Annotated in this window: 15 protein-coding genes; 11 read left to right on the forward strand and 4 right to left on the reverse strand. The window is 31.6% G+C overall.

Translation table 11 applies throughout. The features are described from left to right. Positions 1–110: 110 nt before the first annotated feature. Positions 111–2165 (forward strand): HAMP domain-containing sensor histidine kinase, encoded by a 2055-nt coding sequence (locus Q4487_RS03745; protein WP_303541635.1) that lies wholly within the window; start codon positions 111–113, stop codon positions 2163–2165. 4 nt (positions 2166–2169) lie between these two features. Here the strand turns inward: Q4487_RS03745 and bshB1 are convergent, their stop codons facing one another. Both bshB1 and Q4487_RS03755 read right to left on the reverse strand, forming a co-directional pair. Further along, positions 2170–2886, reverse strand: a complete 717-nt coding sequence (gene bshB1 / locus Q4487_RS03750) for a bacillithiol biosynthesis deacetylase BshB1 (RefSeq protein WP_100895753.1) — start codon at positions 2884–2886, stop codon at positions 2170–2172. 11 nt (positions 2887–2897) lie between these two features. Beyond that, complete coding sequence (locus tag Q4487_RS03755; protein WP_303541632.1) at positions 2898–4049, reverse strand: PLP-dependent aspartate aminotransferase family protein; 1152 nt, start codon at positions 4047–4049, stop codon at positions 2898–2900. 138 nt (positions 4050–4187) lie between these two features. On the opposite strand from Q4487_RS03755, the gene Q4487_RS03760 reads away from it, so the two are divergent. Further along, positions 4188–4988, forward strand: coding sequence for a membrane metalloprotease (locus Q4487_RS03760; RefSeq protein WP_303541631.1), 801 nt, complete (start codon positions 4188–4190; stop codon positions 4986–4988). Position 4989: 1 nt separating this feature from the next. Here Q4487_RS03760 and ccsA read toward each other — a convergent pair whose 3' ends face one another. Together ccsA and Q4487_RS03770 are read right to left on the reverse strand one after the other, a co-directional pair. Continuing rightward, positions 4990–8187: a cytochrome c biogenesis protein CcsA gene (gene ccsA, locus Q4487_RS03765; protein ID WP_303541629.1), complete on the reverse strand. Its 3198-nt coding sequence runs from the start codon at positions 8185–8187 to the stop codon at positions 4990–4992. A 110-nt stretch (positions 8188–8297) separates the two neighbouring features. Then, complete coding sequence (locus Q4487_RS03770; RefSeq protein ID WP_303541628.1) at positions 8298–8696, reverse strand: group III truncated hemoglobin; 399 nt, start codon at positions 8694–8696, stop codon at positions 8298–8300. A 98-nt stretch (positions 8697–8794) separates the two neighbouring features. Between Q4487_RS03770 and Q4487_RS03775 the strand changes: the two genes are divergently transcribed. From Q4487_RS03775 to Q4487_RS03815, 9 genes are all read left to right on the forward strand, one after another. Further along, on the forward strand, positions 8795–9169 hold the full coding sequence (locus tag Q4487_RS03775) for a hypothetical protein (RefSeq protein ID WP_303541626.1): 375 nt from the start codon (positions 8795–8797) through the stop codon (positions 9167–9169). Between the two features lie 33 nt (positions 9170–9202). Beyond that, a complete protein-coding gene (locus Q4487_RS03780) occupies positions 9203–9967 on the forward strand; it encodes a Rossmann-like and DUF2520 domain-containing protein (protein WP_303541624.1) in 765 nt (254 codons plus the stop codon). Next, complete coding sequence (locus tag Q4487_RS03785) at positions 9951–10478, forward strand: HAD family hydrolase (protein ID WP_100895748.1); 528 nt, start codon at positions 9951–9953, stop codon at positions 10476–10478. The genes Q4487_RS03780 and Q4487_RS03785 overlap by 17 nt, the downstream gene beginning before the upstream one ends. Beyond that, positions 10479–11069: a Maf-like protein gene (locus Q4487_RS03790; protein WP_100895747.1), complete on the forward strand. Its 591-nt coding sequence runs from the start codon at positions 10479–10481 to the stop codon at positions 11067–11069. It begins immediately after the preceding gene. Between the two features lie 34 nt (positions 11070–11103). Beyond that, positions 11104–12039, forward strand: coding sequence for a septum formation inhibitor Maf (locus Q4487_RS03795; protein WP_303541619.1), 936 nt, complete (start codon positions 11104–11106; stop codon positions 12037–12039). Further along, entirely contained in the window at positions 12036–12578 is a 543-nt protein-coding gene (locus Q4487_RS03800) for a mechanosensitive ion channel domain-containing protein (protein ID WP_303541617.1), read from the forward strand. Before Q4487_RS03795 ends, Q4487_RS03800 begins: the two co-directional genes overlap by 4 nt. Before the next feature lie 11 nt (positions 12579–12589). Beyond that, a complete protein-coding gene (locus tag Q4487_RS03805; protein WP_303541616.1) occupies positions 12590–13630 on the forward strand; it encodes a magnesium and cobalt transport protein CorA in 1041 nt (346 codons plus the stop codon). A gap of 124 nt (positions 13631–13754) precedes the next feature. After that, a complete protein-coding gene (locus Q4487_RS03810; RefSeq protein WP_303541614.1) occupies positions 13755–16253 on the forward strand; it encodes a PIG-L family deacetylase in 2499 nt (832 codons plus the stop codon). 109 nt (positions 16254–16362) lie between these two features. Continuing rightward, on the forward strand, positions 16363–18072 hold the full coding sequence (locus Q4487_RS03815; protein ID WP_303541612.1) for a sodium:solute symporter: 1710 nt from the start codon (positions 16363–16365) through the stop codon (positions 18070–18072). Positions 18073–18082: the final 10 nt, after the last annotated feature.

Genomic DNA, 18082 nt, shown 5'->3' on the forward strand with positions numbered 1-18082 from the left:
AATACAGGATTACATTTACTAGTTATACCATATTTTTTAACTTAAAAACTTGTTAAACTAGTTCGTTATCAATATATTGCTAGGCATTTTTATACATTTTTCACTGTCACATGAACAATAGTTTACAAAGTAATTTACTTAAAAAAATAATTACACTTACACTTGTATGCTTTTCTGTGCTATCTGCAAATTCTCAATCTAAAATAGACAGTATTAGAGCATTAGTAGAAAATGCATCTGAAAAATTAAAAACTAAAGAAGACAAACAAAACTACATAGATTTACTTACATCTTTAGCTAGTTATTACAGGTATGAAAACGTAGATAGCTTAAAAGCTATATCAGACAGAGTATACAAACTAAGTGAAACTATAAACTACAGCAAAGGTAAAACAGATGCTTTATCTCATTTTGCATACTACAACTCTTACCAAGGAGACTTTGATTTAGCCATAAAACAAATTACAGAAGCTTTAAACATAGCAGAGAAAATTGATTATATAGATGGTCAAATTAGTTTATCTAATCAACTTGGTTCCGAATATGCATATATTGGAAAAAATGGAGAAGCTTTAAAAGCTTATTTAAAAGGTGCAGATTTAGCTCTAGAAAACGATGAAAAAGTACTTTTATCTTTCATAAAAGATAACACCGCTAGTTTATATGCTTCCCAAAAAGACTACAAACAAAGTATTGCCTTATATAAAGAAGTAGACAAGCTAAACAAAGAAATAGGTAACCCTATATACATTGCAGAAACATACGCCAACATGTCTGACATTTACATAAGAGTAAATGAATTAGACTTAGCCACTAAATATATAGATAATAGTATTGCCACTTTTGAAAAAAAAGGGGATAAAGAATGGCTATCTTATTGCTATATAAATAAAGGAAGAATATTAATTGAACAAAAACAGCCGGAGTTAGCTTTAAAATGGCTAAGTATTAGTGAAAATATTTTAAAAGAATTAACAGACGATAGAACTGTAATGTCTTTAGAGAACGCAAAAGCTAAAGCTTACTTAAGTCTAAAGCAGATGAACAAAGCTGAAACTGCCGTTAACAAAGCTATTGAAATAGGAACAAGATTTAAACTACTAGAAGAACTAGAGGAATCTTACGAAACACTTTACCAAATACACAAACAAAATAATAAAACAGATTTAGCATTAGAAAGTCTGGAATTGTTTAAAAAAACTTCTGATTCTATATTAAGAAGAGAAAACAGCAACAGCTTAGGTGCATTTAAAACAAGAACAGAATACGAAAGGCAAAAAAGAGATACAGAGGCAGATGCTAAAAAAGAAATAGACAAACATCAAAATTACCTTTATATAGCAATTGCTGCTTTAGTTGTATTAAGTTTTATTTTACTACTTATAAAAATACAGGCTAATACTAGAAAAAAATTATACAACCAGCTTATAGAGCAAACCGAAATATTAAAAAAGAGAGAGAACGAATTAGAAAACATAAATAAAACAAAAGATAAACTATTTTCTATTATTGGTCACGATCTTAGAAATCCTATTGCTGCTTTACAAAGCCTTTTAGATATGTTTGTTTCTAAAGATGTAGAAGCAGAAGATTTTATACGTTTTATACCAAAACTAAAGAGTGATGTTGATGCTTTATTTTTTACGCTAACAAATCTGTTATCTTGGAGTAGAACACAAATGAACGGCGGCTCTACTTCTCCTTCAAAAGCCAAAATAAACAACCTTACTCAAAACAATATTAACTTATTAGCTGAGCTCGCTGAAAATAAAAACATTAGTATCACAAATAACATACCTGCAAACGCTATTGTTTGGGCAGATAAAAACCAAATGAGTGTTGTTATACGCAATCTACTTAGTAACGCTATAAAGTTTACTAAAACAGATGGCAACATAGTTTTAAACGCTAAAGAAACTGAAAACACCTGGATTGTTAGCGTAAAAGATTCTGGCATAGGAATTAAACCAGAATTAATTGAAGAGCTATTTACCAACGAAAGTGCAATAGCAGTGTCTTATGGTACCAATAATGAAAAAGGTACAGGACTAGGACTTCCCTTGTGTAAAGAAATGATCACCAATAACAAAGGCACAATCTGGATAGAAAGCACCTTAGGTATTGGTAGTACATTTTATTTTGAATTACCAAAAGAAGAGATTTAATCCCTTAAATTAAGTCATCCAAACTATTTACAGCTACAAAGCGCTCTACTGTAAAACCTTCTGCGTGGTCCACCCCTATTAAACGCCCTAAATCTTGAGCTCTATAAGTTACACTTTGTAAAAAATTCTGACTCGTAATAGGTGTTTGTGGTGCATTACTATTTGTATCGTAAAACTGAGTTTTGTATGCTAAAACAGACTTTACTTTGGTATCTATAAAGCCCGTAACATCTACCACAAAATCTGGCTCTATATTTTTCCACTGTATATAATGATAAACGTTTTTAGGCCTCCATTTTTCCTGAGCTTCTCCATTTATTGTTGTTTCTATTTTTAACAACCCGCTTAAAAAACAAGCATCACTAACAAGTTTACTCCCTTTACCGTGGTCTATATGCCTATCATCAATAGCATTACATAATACAATTTCTGGCTGGTATTTACGTACCATTTTAATTACTTCTAATTGGTGCGCCTTATCGTTTACAAAAAAACCATCTTTAAAAGCTAAATTTTCTCTAACAGAAACACCTAAAATTTTAGCAGCTTCTGTAGCCTCCTCATCTCTAGTTTGTGCTGTTCCTCTAGTACCTAATTCACCTCGTGTTAAATCTACAATACCAACTTTTTTACCATTTGCAATTTCTTTTGCTATTGTAGCTCCTGCTCCCAGCTCTGCATCATCTGGGTGCGCCCCAAAAACTAATATATCTAACTTCATTTTATTCTAATCTATTTTACCTTAGCTAATGCTTGTTCTATATCAGCTATTAAATCTTCTACTTCTTCTATACCAACAGAAAAACGAATTAAACCATCCTTAATACCTTGTTTTTCTCTTTCTTCTGCACTTAATAAAGAATGAGATGTTTGCGTTGGCGACAAAACAGTACTCTCTACCCCTGCCAAACTCATAGATGGTTTTATAAGTTCTAATGCATTTTGAAAGTTCATAGCATTTATGTCGTCCTTAAGCTCAAAAGATAACATACCTCCAAAACCTTTCATTTGTGACTTTGCTAGTTCGTGGTCTGGATGCGACTCTAAACCAGGATAATACACAACTTTTACATCTTTATTTTGATGTAAATATTCTGCCATTTTTTGTGCATTTTCATTCTGAGCTTTTACTCTAATTCCCATCGTTTTCATACTACGTTCTAACAACCAAACTGTATAATCACTTAAGCTACCTCCAAAATTCTTTGCTAATTGAAAAATCTTATCTATATATTCTGCTGAAGATGCAACAGCACCTGCACAAATATCAGAATGTCCTCCCATATATTTTGTAGCACTGTGTATAACTATATCTATTCCAAAATCTATTGGGTTTTGGTTTACAGGACTTGCAAAAGTATTATCTATCATAGATACTAAATTGTGCTTTTTAGCCAAATTTGCAACCGCCTTTAAATCTGTAATCGTAAGCAAAGGATTAGATGGTGTTTCAATATAAACAACCTTTGTATTTTCTTTTATTTTAGCTTCAAAATCTTCAGCCTTTAAACCCTCTGTTAAAGAGTATTCTATTCCAAACTTAGCAAACTCTTCTTGTATTAAGTTATACGTGCCACCATATAATGTTTTTTGTAGTACAACGTGGTCTCCAGCGTGCAAAAAAGCCAATAAAGATGTACTTACAGCTGCCATTCCACTTCCAAAAATTAATCCGGCTTCTGTATGTTCTAATGCAGCTACCTTTTTGCAAAGAGCCTCTTGGTTTGGTGTATTAAAATACCTTGGGTAACGCTTAACATCTACGCCTTCAAAAGCATAGGAAGAACTCATATATAAAGGAGATACAGCGCCTTTAAACTGTTTATCTTCTACCTCTCCTGTATGTGTGCATATTGTGTTTAACCCTGCTTTAGATTGCTTCATTTTTTTAGTTTTAGTGTTATTTAGTTGCTCTACCAAAGTTACAAATTTAGAACCTAAACAACCTAACAAAACTATTTGGCATTATTAGACGTATATAAATTTAACAACACTATTATAATTTGAATAAATAACAACATAATGAACCTTAAAACAACTGTTTATTTCCTTTTAATAATTAGCTTATTTAGCGCTTGCTCTATAGAAAGCGAATCTGACGCATCATCTACTGATAATAACAACGAAGTTATTACTGAAGAAATGAAAGACAGAAATAGAAAAAATGTAGGTGACTCAGCAAACGATTTACTGGCTAATGACAAATATAAATCTACTGTTTTTGAAATATTCTACGTAAAAGATTATAAACCTACAGATGAAACTGTAGAAAATTTTAAAACTTTTGTTACAGAACGATTAAATAAATCTAAAGGTTGGGAAATTCGACTTGAAGAAATTACTGTACCCGCAAAATCTGCTTACACGGTTGATGATATTATTGCTATGGAAAAAAACTTGCGTACTCAGTATAATACAAATGATAAAATTGCTGTTTTTGGTATTTATTTAGATGCAAAATATGCCGGAAATACAGAAAATGGCTCTGTTTTAGGAATTGCCTACCAAAACACATCTTTTGCTATTTTTGAAAACACTGTAAAAAATTTCAGTAACAAACCACTAGCACCAAGCAGAACAGTATTATCTACTACCGTTTTAAATCACGAATTTGGACACTTACTTGGTTTAGTTAATGTTGGATCTGAAATGCAAACAGACCACCAAGACATAGCACACGGTAAGCATTGTGATGTAGATAATTGCTTAATGTACTGGACTGCAGAAACAGGGGAAGGACTTTTAAACTCTATTACAGGAGGACAAATACCAACGTTAGATCCACAATGTATTGCAGACCTAAAAGCCAATGGCGGAAAGTAAACTATTTAGAATAGTTTACTTTATATCTCCAGTAACTTATTAAACCAAGTACCACAACACCTGCTGCTGTATACCATATAAACATAGGGGTAATAACTTGCGCTCCACTAGCATAACTATGCAAACCTGCTAAGTAAAAGTTTACTCCAAAATACGTCATCATAATACTTGCAAAAGCAACAATACTTGCAAAGTTAAACAACCACTTACTACGTAAACCAGGTACAATTCTCATATGCACAACAAAAGCATAAATCATAATAGATACCAAAGCCCAAGTTTCTTTTGGATCCCAGCCCCAATAACGTCCCCAACTTTCATTGGCCCACATACCTCCTAAAAAGTTTCCTATTGTAAGCATTACTAGCCCTGTGGTTAAAACAAGCTCGTTAATTATAGTTAACTCTTTTAAGCTAAGGTCCATACGTTCCTTGTTTTTTTTGTTTGTTAGAATTATAAGTATTAATGATGTAACACCTAGAATCATACCAACGGTTAATGGCCCATAACTACCAACAATTACAGCAACGTGTATCATTAACCAATAACTATCTAAAACAGGCACAAGGTTAGATATTGAAGGGTCTACCCAATTTTGGTGTGCAATCCATAATAGCATAGCTGTAACAAACGTAGCTGCAGCCATTGTTAAGTTACTTTTACGTGCAAATAATAATCCCATACCTAATGTAGCCCAAGCAACGTAAATAATACTCTCGTAAGCATCACTCCAAGGTGCGTGTCCAGATATATACCAACGTAATATTAAACCTGCTGTATGCCATAAGAATAACAAATATATTGTTCCTTTAAAGAAGTATATAGCTACACGCCAAACACTACGATCTTTAAATATTTGAAAAATAAGAATTAAGAACAAAAATAAGCCCACAACCGCGTAAGACTTATACAACACATTAAAGATGTTAAGCTTGTTGTAAATTACCTCTATTTCTATTTTTTTTTCTGATGGTAAAACCTCTTTACCATTATTTAACTGGTTTTGCTTAAAGGCAGATAGTATTTTATTAGCCTCGGTATAATCCCCTGTTCCTTTTGCTTTCTGAAGCGCCATAACGTAGTAAGGAACAGAGTTTTTTATAAAGTTACCATATAAACTATCTTGCGCAGGAAATTGCTCACTATTACTTCTATATTCTAAAGCAGATATCCACTTATTATTATCTACATTTAATAACGGAAATATTTTAACTATTTCTCCGCTTAAAGCTCTATTTAAAAGACCCAACCTAATATTTGCATCTTTATAATCTTGTTGAAATTTATTAGGATTATTAGTAGATGTAGCCTCATTTAAAAAAGGATCTAACTTGTAACTTTGGTTTTCATCAAAAAAGTCCATTAAAGTAGCATAACGCTGTCCTTCTGGAACTCCAATTATTTTACGAATACTATCGTTTTGCCCTTTTTTATCTATAGCTATAATGTGTGTATTTGCCCATAATTGCTGATTAGTCATCATAGATAAAAACACTTGGTCTGATGTTAAACCTAAGTATTTATCTTTTAAACTTAATTTACGCAGTAATTCTGATGTAAATGTGTTTATAGGCTTCATACGTCCACCTTCATCTTGTATCACCAACTTACCAAATTCCTCTGCGTGTTCTTTAGATACTGCAGTTGCTAAAATAATAGAATCTACAACCTCTTGACTTGGTAGTTCTGCGTGGTTGTGACCATCTCCCGGACTATGTTCTTGTGCATTTATACTTTGAGATGTTAAACTTAACAAAGCTCCCAAAACTAAAACAGATGTAAGCTTTGCTTTTTTAGCTTTAATTTTATCTAAAGAAACTCCTAAATCTTTAAATCTTGTTTTTCCAAAAAACATAATACCCATTAAACCTGCATATAACATAAAATAACCAATATAAGTAATCCAAGTTCCCCATTGGTCGTGATTAACAGAGAGTTTAGTTCCTTGTTCATCCGGATCAAAACCTGCCTGAAAAAAACGATATCCCTTGTGATCTAAAATATGATTCATAAAAATATCATAGTCATATGGTTTTTCATCTTCAATAGTAACCTTACTCATAAAAGACGCATACCCTTTTTCTGTACCAGGATATTTTTCTGCTATAAAATCATTCAACTTAATAGCAAAAGGCAATTCGTACATTTTAGAACCATAAGCCATCCTAAACTCTAAATCGCCAATTTTAAAAGGATCTGCAAACTGCATCATACCTTTAGACCCTAGTAATTTTTTACGTACAGTTTTACCATTTACAGTAACATCTAAAATTAAGGCATCTGCCATATTTTTTGTACGTTCCTCTTTTGGTATAGGTATAATTCCGTTTTTACCTTTAACCAAAGAGTCTGGCATTACAAACTGCATATCTGCCATTTGATATAAAGAGCGTAATTGCAGTTTTTGTACCGTATCTTTTTTAACGCCACCTTGTAACCTATCTGCCATTCGCATAAAAGTACCTTCAAACGGAGATTGTATAGTGTAACTAGAGTCTGTTGCCGAAATATTAATAGCACCTTTGGTTGGTTTATTTAAAGCAAATAAAATATTATGTATGCTTTGTACAACACCTTCTTCTAGATAATGATCGTGACGACCACCACTACTAGATTCTACTATTTTTAAAAAGTTTTTTCCTTCTTCACCAATAATTAATCCTTCTTTAGCTCCATCAATAAAACCAGCATATTTAATACTGTATTCTGTTTTATCAAAATTTGTATGAATTGGCAAACTAGACTTTAAACCTTCTGCTGTTACAAGAATAGGATACTCTTGCTTTTTCTGCATTTTTACTCCGTCTTTTTCACCATAAACTATAGTAGAAATGTATGTTTTATCAGAATAAAATACATTTTCAGTTTCGCCTTCACGTATAGGCATCATCCCCTCAAAACTAATGTATCTTGTTACAAATGCACCAATTATTATAAATATCCAAGAAAGGTGTAACAACAATACTGCCCATTTTTCTTTACGCAATAATTTATATCTAGAAATGTTTCCTAAAAAGTTAATTACAAAAAAGGCCATTATAGCCTCAAACCAAGTGGTATTATATATCCAAATCCTTGCTGTATCTGTGCTATACCAGCTTTCTATAAATGTCCCAAGAGCTAATGCTGTTGCAAAAGCAATAAAGAGAAATGACATTAAACGTGTAGAGAAAAAGAACTTCTTAATTAAATTTACCATCTTGGATAATACTATGTGAATTTGGTTTGCAAAAATACGCCCTTTTTGTGTTTTTTTGTACCTAAAACAACAATAAATGTGTTAATGAAACCCTAATATTTAACTATTTATTAGCTAGTCTTTGGTCTAGCATTAAAAATATGAATATGAATGTTAGACCCCATATTACGAGCCCTGTTTTTAGCTATATTTACATTATCGCCTTCAAAAAGCTCATCTAAAGTTGCAAACCAATGATTAAGCCAAATACCAAAATGCATTTCGTTTATGGTATTACCTGTAAAATTATCCACTTTATTATGCACGGCAATAGGGTTACCTTTGTATGTACCCCGCTCTATAAATAACTGATTGCTCCAAAAATTAGTAAGGTGTTGTAAATGATGGTCCCAATCTGTAATTATACCGTTAAAAATTGGACCTAAAGTTTCATCCTTTCGTATTTTATCATAGAATGCAGAGACCAATACATATACATTCTCTTTAGTTGTAAGCTCTAGTTTTTTCATATTACAAATTCTATTTAATACATTAGCAAATAATTAAGAATGTATTAGTCACAAAATTAAGCAACAAAGTATTAATAAAAGACAAAAAAAGTATTATTATGATTAGCGTTACACCTTTAAAAAAGTTTATTTATTTTGCCTTTGTTGTTGCTGCCGCATTCTTAAATTTTAGTTGTTCTAGTGATGATGATTCTGACGCAGATACAGAAGAGGGGCCAAAAGGAAATTGCATAGAAAATGGAGCTGAAATTACTATTACAGGCAATCACAATCATACCTTAGAAATTCCTAAAGAAGATATAATTAGCGGCACCACAAAAGTATACCCATTAATTGGCGCTACAGGACACGAGCATATGCTTACCGTTACAGCAGAAAATTTTGCAACCTTAAAAACTAATAATGCTATAACCATAGCTGCAAGTACAAATGCAGGGCACACACACGCTATAACAATTGGTTGTAAAGAATAATTTTTTTTGACAGATTAACTGTACTTTTGTAATATGATTAGTGTAGTAATTTTAGGATTAGGGAATATTGGCACACACTTATATAATGCATTTAGTGAGCTAAAAAACGTATCTATTGTAATGGTATACAACCGTACAGAAACAGCATTACTCCCTTTAAAAAATAGTATAAATACAACTACTGACATTAGCAATTTACCTAATGCAGATATTTATATTATTTCTACCACAGATGATAGTATTGCCAATATATCTTCACAATTAGTCTTAGAAAATAAATTAGTAGTGCATACATCTGGCAGTGTTGCTATTGCTGCTTTAAATGATAAAAACCGAAAAGGATCTTTTTATCCACTACAGACGTTTAGCAAAGGTGCTACTGTAAATTTTAAAGAAATTCCTATTTGTATTGAAGCAGAAAATAATGCTGATGAAACATTACTTCTTCAACTAGCAAAAAGTGTTTCTAACAGTGTGCATAAAATATCATCAGAACAAAGAAAATCTATACATTTGGCTGCCGTTTTTGTCAATAATTTTAGCAATCATATGTACCAAGTTGGACAAGAAATTTGTGAAGAAAACAAGGTTCCTTTTTCAATTTTATCACCCTTAATACAAGAAACCGTTACAAAGCTACACAAACTATCTCCTTACGATGCACAAACAGGACCAGCAAAACGTAATGACATAGGTACAATGCAACGTCAATTAACCCAATTAACAAACAATACGCATAAAGAAATATATAGCGTTATTAGCAAATCTATTACCAACACTTATGGAAAAAAGTTATAAAGAATACTTACATAATATTACCACTTTTGTTTTTGATGTAGACGGTGTTTTTACAGACGGAAATGTACTTATTACCGAAAACGGAGAATTACTACGTAAAATGAATGTTAAAGATGGTTACGCCCTTAAAACTGCTATACAAAAAGGTTTTAATGTTTGTATAATATCTGGTGGCACTAGTGAAGGTGTACGCACTAGATTTAAAGGTTTAGGCGTAAAGGATATTTATTTAGGCGCTCACTTAAAAATAGAACCTATAAAAGAATATTTATCTACCAACAACATAGACCCAAAAAATGTTTTATATATGGGTGATGATATGCCAGACGTGCCACCTATGCAATTAGTTGGTATGCCTACTTGTCCGCAAGATGCTATACCTGAAATAAAAGCTGTAAGCAAGTATATTTCTCAAAAAAATGGTGGTAAAGGCTGCGCTAGAGATGTTATTGAGCAGGTTTTAAAAGCACAAGGTAAATGGAATGATAATTACAGCGCTAAAAACGACTAAATGCTTTCTGAAAAATTAAAAGATTACAACATTATATTGGCTTCTGGTTCCCCAAGAAGGCATCAGTTTTTTAAAGAATTAGATATTAACTTTAAGGTTGATGTTAGACCTATTGAAGAGGTTTTTCCTAATCATTTACAAGCTGAAGAAATTACAGATTATTTAGCTGCTTTAAAAGCAGAACCTTTTAAAAAATCACTCCAAGAGAAAGATATTTTAATAACATCTGATACTATTGTTTGGCACAATAATGAGCAACTAGGCAAACCTAAAAGCACTGCAGATGCTATTGCTATGCTTACAAAACTATCTAACTCTTGGCACCAAGTAGCTACATCTGTATGTTTTACATCTAAAAATAAGCAAATTACAGAAAGTCATATTACAAAAGTAAAATTTAAAGAGCTTAGCTTGGATGAAATTACGTATTATGTAGAAAACTACAAACCACTAGATAAAGCTGGAGCTTATGGTATACAAGAGTGGATTGGCTTAATTGCTATTGAAGAAATTATTGGCTCCTACCCTAACGTTGTTGGCCTACCTACGCATTTAGTTTATAAAACTTTGCTAACTATAGCTAATGCATAACATTTTAAGTAATTTTACTTAAAATGTATTTGTTATGAAAAAATTAGCTGAATTGGGTATAATAGCAATTACGCTATTAATGTCTAATGCCTGTAAAGAAAAAGTACACAACCAAGATATAGCTGTTACTACTCCTAAAAAAATTATAGAAAAAGAAAAGCCAAAACCAGTATCTAACCAATTTAAAGAATATTGGTATAATGGCACTGCAGAAATAACATCATACAATTTAGAACAAGCTAGGTATGGCGAGTTAAGACAAGGTTCTGCTGTTTTGGTTTTTGTAACAGAGCCTTTTAGCGCTAAAAAACAGGTAAAAGCAGATCTACCTAGTAATACAAACATTCCTGTTTTAAAATTAAATAGTACCAAGAAATTTTTAACTGGTGTTTACCCATATTCTGTAATGTCTAGCACTTTTTATCCTGTTGGTGATAATTCTGCTTCATTAAAAATAACAAATTCTGTACAAGAATGGTGCGGACAAGTATTTTCTCAGCTAAACAATAAAGAAAAATTTGAGATTTCTTCTTTTTCTTATTTTGAAAGCGAAGGAGATAAAAATTTCACCCTTGAAAAAAATATTTTAGAGAACGATCTTTGGGCAAAAATTAGAATTAACCCAGATAGTTTACCAACGGGAAATTTACAAATTATTCCGTCTTTTACATACATTAGGTTTTCTCATAAAAAATTAAAAGCATATCCAGCAAAGGTCACTAAAACCACTAAAGATAATGTAACCATTTATAGTTTAGATTATCCTGATTTGCAGCGCAACTTAACAATAACGTTCTCTACAGCTTTTCCGCACACTATAGAAAGTTTTACAGAAACACATAAAAGTGGTTTTGGGTCAAATAAAAAAACACTAACAACTACTGCAACTTTAAATAAAAGAATACAAACAGCCTATTGGCAACAAAACGGAAATAAAGATTTACATTTTAGAGATAGCTTAGGATTATGAATGAATTTATAGACACACATCAAAATCAATTAATAAACAGCTTAATTTGTATTTTGGGCTTTATAGTATTGCGCTTTGTTACGGCAAAAGCAATTAGTAAAATAGGAAGAATTAGCGACATAAATAAAGTACGTACAAAGCTTATAATTAGATATGTTACCATATTACTTATGGCAATAAGTTTTATAGTTCTTGTTTACATTTGGCAGGTAAATTTTGAGGATTTAGGCATTATATTTTCATCTGTATTTGCTGTGTTAGGTGTGGCACTATTTGCTTCTTGGTCTATTTTAAGTAATGTTACTGCTGGTGTAATTTTATTTTTTTCATTCCCTTTTAAAATAGGTGATCGTATAAAAATATTAGATGGCGATTTTGCTGAGGAAGTTGATATTTTAGACATAAAAGCTTATCATATTTATCTAAAAAAAGACAACGGAGAACTACTTACCTACCCAAACAATTTACTTTTACAAAAAGGTGTTGTACTTATTAATAAAGAAGATAACGACGATACTACAGAAGGAGATTACATTTAAAAAGTAATTGTATGAAAAGAAAAAACAGACGTAAAGTAAACCCGTATTCTGATAAAAAAACTTTTAATATTGAAGAATTTAAAGCTAATTCATCTTTAATAACCTACTCTAAAGAAAGTTGTCATTTATTAAAAGGAGAAGAATTAAATGAAATATCTATAACAAAAGATACTTCGGTTATTTCTTGGTTAAACATTTATGGTTTTCAGCATTCACAAGCTGTACGCAAAATAATTGCGGACAACAATATGGATGAGTTTTTAATAAACCTTGTTATAGACAACAATCACAGAAATAAAGTAATAGAACTAGACGATTGTTTCTTTTTAACCTTAAAATCTCCTTATTATTCTGCAGAAAGCAATGAAACAAAATTTGAACAAATGGTTTTTATTGTTGGCGAAACTTACGTTTGGAGTATACAAGAGCTTGAAGGCGATCATTTTCAACATTTAAGAGAACGAATAGAAAAAAACTTAGGTGTTATAAGAAAAAAAGGAGCAGATTACCTGTTTTACTTACTAATGGAAGCTATTATAGATAATTATTACATTGCTTATGATAAGTTAACAAAGGCTAATATTGGTTTAGATAACTTAAATGAGACTAAACCAACTCCCGAATTTGCAATTAAAGTTGAAAACAAGAAAAGGCAACTTAACCAAATTAAAAGAATGACTATAAGCATAAAAGATGCTATTAACCAATTAGAAAATATAGATTGTTTTGACTTTGACATAAAGTATTTTATTGAAATTAAAGAACAAATTGGTTTAATGGGAGATGAAATTGATTTTAACCTTAGTCAACTAGAGAGTTCTTTAAACTTAATGTTTAGTATTCAAAACCACAGATTAAACGAGGTAATGAAAACCTTGACTATATTTTCTGTGATTTTTATACCGCTTACTTTTTTAGCAGGTATTTACGGTATGAACTTTAAAAATATGCCCGAATTACATACGGAATATGGTTATTTTATACTTTTAGGCGTAATGGTTTTAATTTCTCTGGTGTCCATATTTTTTATCAACAGAAAAAAATGGTTCTAACAATTCTTCCTTAAAATCATCAAATGTTAATAACCCGCTTAAAAACGTTGTTAAAGAACCTTTAAAATTGACATTCTAAAGCGTAGAACTTGTTATATTTGAGCATCAACCAAAATTAACATTTATGCGCCAACTACTGGTATCTTGCATAATTTCTGCATTATGCATCAACTTAGGATTTTCACAAGCTCCTAAAAAAAGTTCATCTGCAGAAATTTACCATTCTTTACAAAAGTTAAACTTCTTAGGTTCTGCATTGTACATTGCAGCACATCCAGATGATGAAAACACAAGGTTAATATCTTATTTATCTAATAACGTAAAAGCTAAAACTGCTTACTTGTCTTTAACCCGTGGAGACGGAGGACAAAATTTAATTGGACCAGAAATTAGAGAGCAATTAGGTGTATTACGTACTCAAGAATTACTTGGTGCACGTAGCAAAGATGGTGGAGAACAATTTTTTTCTAGAGCAAACGATTTTGGCTACTCTAAACACCCAGATGAAACATTAGATATTTGGGATAAAAAAGAGGTTTTAGCAGATGTTGTACAAATTATAAGACAGTACAAGCCAGATGTTATTATAAACAGATTTAACCACAGAACACCAGGAACTACACACGGTCACCATACTGCCTCTGCAATGTTAAGTGTAGAAGCTTTTGACTTGGTTAACGACCCAAAAGCATACCCAGAACAACTAAAACTAACAGAAACCTGGCAACCAAAACGTATGTTTTTTAACACTTCTTGGTGGTTTTATGGTAGTGAAGAAGCTTTTAACAAAGCAGATAAAAGTAAATTAATGAAGTTAGATGTTGGTGTTTTTTACCCAATGCTAGGTGTTTCTAATAACGAGATTGCATCACTTGCCAGTAGTCAGCATTTATGTCAAGGTTTTGGTCGTATATCTACAAGAGGAAGCCAAGATGAGTATATTGAGCTTTTAAAAGGTGATATGCCTAAAGGCGATGATATTTTTGAGGGCATAAATACTACGTGGTCTAGAATAGATGGTGGTGTTGCTATTGGAAAAATATTAAACAAGGTTGAAGAAAACTTCAATTTTAAAAATCCTTCTTCTCACTTATCAGAACTTATAGAAGCTTATAAGTTGTTACAAAAATCTACAGATACACACTGGAAAAATATTAAATCTAAAGAATTAGAAAATATGATTTCTGCTGTAACTGGTTTGTATCTAGAGGCCAATGCAAATAGTACAAATAGCACACCATCTGGCAGTTTTAAAGTATCTATAGAAGCTTTAAATAGAAGTAATACCAGCATCACTTTAAAATCTGTAAAAGTTGCAGCTACTACCCTATCTCCTAATGTTTCTTTAAAAAATAATACTAAAGAAAACCTAGAATTAGATGTTGCCGTGCCTGCAAATACAAATTTCACTAGTCCTTATTGGCTAATGGAAAAAGGCTCTTTAGGTATGTATACTGTTGCTGATAAAAAATTGATAGGTAAACCAGAAACACCTAGAGCTTTTAAAGCCGATTTTGAACTTAGCATTAACAACTACACAATAACAATTACTAAACCAGTTGTTTACCACTACTCTAAACCAGATAAAGGTGAACTATATAGACCTTTTGAGGTTTTGCCAGAAGCTAGTGTTAGCATAAAGGACAAGGTTTTTATTTTTTCTGACGGATCTACTAAGCAAATCCCTGTTACTATAAAAGCTTTAAAAGATGATATTACAGGAGAATTAGAATTAGGCTTTTCTAAAGGGTGGAAAGTTAATAATACAAAACAATCTTTTACTATTGCTAAAAGAGGAGATACAAAAACATTTATGTTTACTGTTACTCCTCCTGCCACTGAAGCACAGAGTACCATTTCACCATTTGTAACAATTAACGGTAAAAAACTTAGTAAAGAGTTGGTTGTTATTTCTTATGACCATATCCCAACACAGTCTGTTTTACTACCATCTGAAGCTAAAGTGGTACGTTTAGACATTAAAAAAACAGGAAAAAATATTGGTTATATTACTGGTGCTGGCGACAAAATACCAGAAAGCTTAACACAAATAGGCTACAATGTGTCTACCATAGATCCAGACAATATTAATACAGAATCTTTAAAAGGTTTTGACGCTATAGTTGTTGGTATTAGAGCTTATAATGTTGTTACACAATTAAAATTTAAACAACACTTTTTATTAGATTACGTAAAAAACGGAGGCAACTTAGTTATACAATATAATACTGCTGGCCGTAGAGGTTTAGATTTAGATAACCTTGCTCCTTATTCTTTAGAACTATCTAGAGATAGGGTTACAAATGAATTTGCAGAGGTTAGCATTTTAGCAAAAAACCATCCTGTAGTTAATACTCCTAATAAAATTGTACCTACTGACTTTAATAATTGGGTACAAGAACGCGGCTTATACTTTCCTAATAAATGGGGAAAAGAGTTTACACCTATTTTATCTATGGCAGATAAAGGAGAAGATGCTAAAAAAGGTAGTCTTTTAATTGCTCCTTACGGCAAAGGAAACTATGTATATACAGGCATAAGCTTTTTTAGAGAGTTACCTGCCGGTGTTCCTGGTGCTTACAAATTGTTTGCTAACTTATTATCATTACCTAAAAACAACTAAGACACTATGGAAGATAAATTTGTTTGGAAAAAGGAATATTCTTGGGTCTTACTTTTAAATTTAATGTATGCGATTGTATTTTTTATTATAATGAAAACTTACAATTAATATGGCTAGTATAGATTGGTACTTACTTATAGGAACATTATTATTTATTGTTGGCTTTGGGGTATATAAAACAAAAGGAAGTAAAAATGTAAACGATTACGTTTTAGGAGGAAACCAGTCAAAATGGTGGACAATTGGACTCTCTGTAATGGCTACACAAGCCAGTGCAATTACATTTTTATCTACACCAGGACAAGCATACCACGACGGTATGGGCTTTGTTCAGTTTTACTTTGGTTTGCCTTTAGCTATGGTGGTTATATGCATGGTATTTGTACCATTATACCACAAATTAAAAGTTTATACAGCTTATGAGTTTCTAGAAAACAGGTTTGATGTTAAAACTAGAACGTTAGCAGCATTTTTATTTTTAATTCAGCGTGGTTTGGCCGCTGGTATTACCATTTATGCTCCGTCTATAATATTATCTGCTGTACTTGGTTGGGATTTAAGAATATTAAATATTTTAATTGGTATTTTGGTAATTATATACACTGTTTCTGGTGGTACAAAAGCAGTAAGTGTTACCCAAAAACAACAAATGTTTATAATAATGCTGGGAATGTTTGTTGCATTTTACTTTATTTTAGATTACCTACCAGATGATATTACGTTTAGCAAAGCCTTAAAAGTTGCTAGTGCAAGTGATAAATTAAATATTTTAGATTTTAGTTTAGACACTCAAAGTAGATATACTGTTTGGAGCGGACTAACAGGCGGATTTTTCTTGTTTATGTCTTACTTTGGTACAGACCAAAGTCAGGTACAGCGTTACTTGTCTGGTAAATCTGTAAGAGAGAGTCAACTTGGCTTAATTTTTAATGGTATTTTAAAAATACCAATGCAATTCTTTATTTTATTGGTTGGTGTAATGGTTTTTGTTTTTTATCAATACAACTCATCACCTTTAAACTTTAATCCTGCAGCTACTTCTAAAGTAGAAAATTCTGTTTACGCAGAAGATTACAAACTATTAGAAAAAGAACATAAGGTAATTGCAGAACAAAGAGTAATTATACAAAACAAATTATCTGAAGCATTAGACAATAACAATACAGCAGCGCAAGCTAATGCTAAAAACAAAATTATTGCTTTAAATGCTAAAGAAAAACTAGGCAGAGATGCCGCAAAAACATTAATTACACAAGCAGATGCCTCTGTAGAAACTAATGATACAGATTATGTCTTTATTCATTTTATACTAAACTACCTACCACAAGGTATTATTGGTCTTTTGTTAGCGGTAATATTATCTGCTGCTATGTCTTCTACTGCATCAGAATTAAATGCTTTAGGCACCATAAGCGCCTTAGATATTTATAAAAGAAGTATTAAACAAGGACAAACAGAAGAACACTACGTTAAAGCCTCTAAAGTACTTACTCTAATTTGGGGTATTATAGCCATTTTAATTGCCTGTGTTGCTAGCTTGTTTGATAATTTAATACAGCTAGTAAACATTATAGGATCTATATTCTACGGCAATGTATTAGGAATATTTTTACTGGCATTCTTTTTTAAATATGTTAAGGGTAATGCTGTATTTGTTGCTGCAATTATAACTCAAGTAATAGTAATTATTGGCTGGTGGTTAGACTGGATGTCTTACCTATGGTTAAATGCTTTTGGCTGTGCTTTAGTTGTATCTATTGCTATGCTTTTAGAAGGTTTTGACAGAATGATGAAAACCGAAAATGAAATGAAAATATAACAAACAACTA

Source organism: Cellulophaga sp. 3_MG-2023 (assembly GCF_030546975.1).
Lineage (GTDB): Bacteria > Bacteroidota > Bacteroidia > Flavobacteriales > Flavobacteriaceae > Cellulophaga.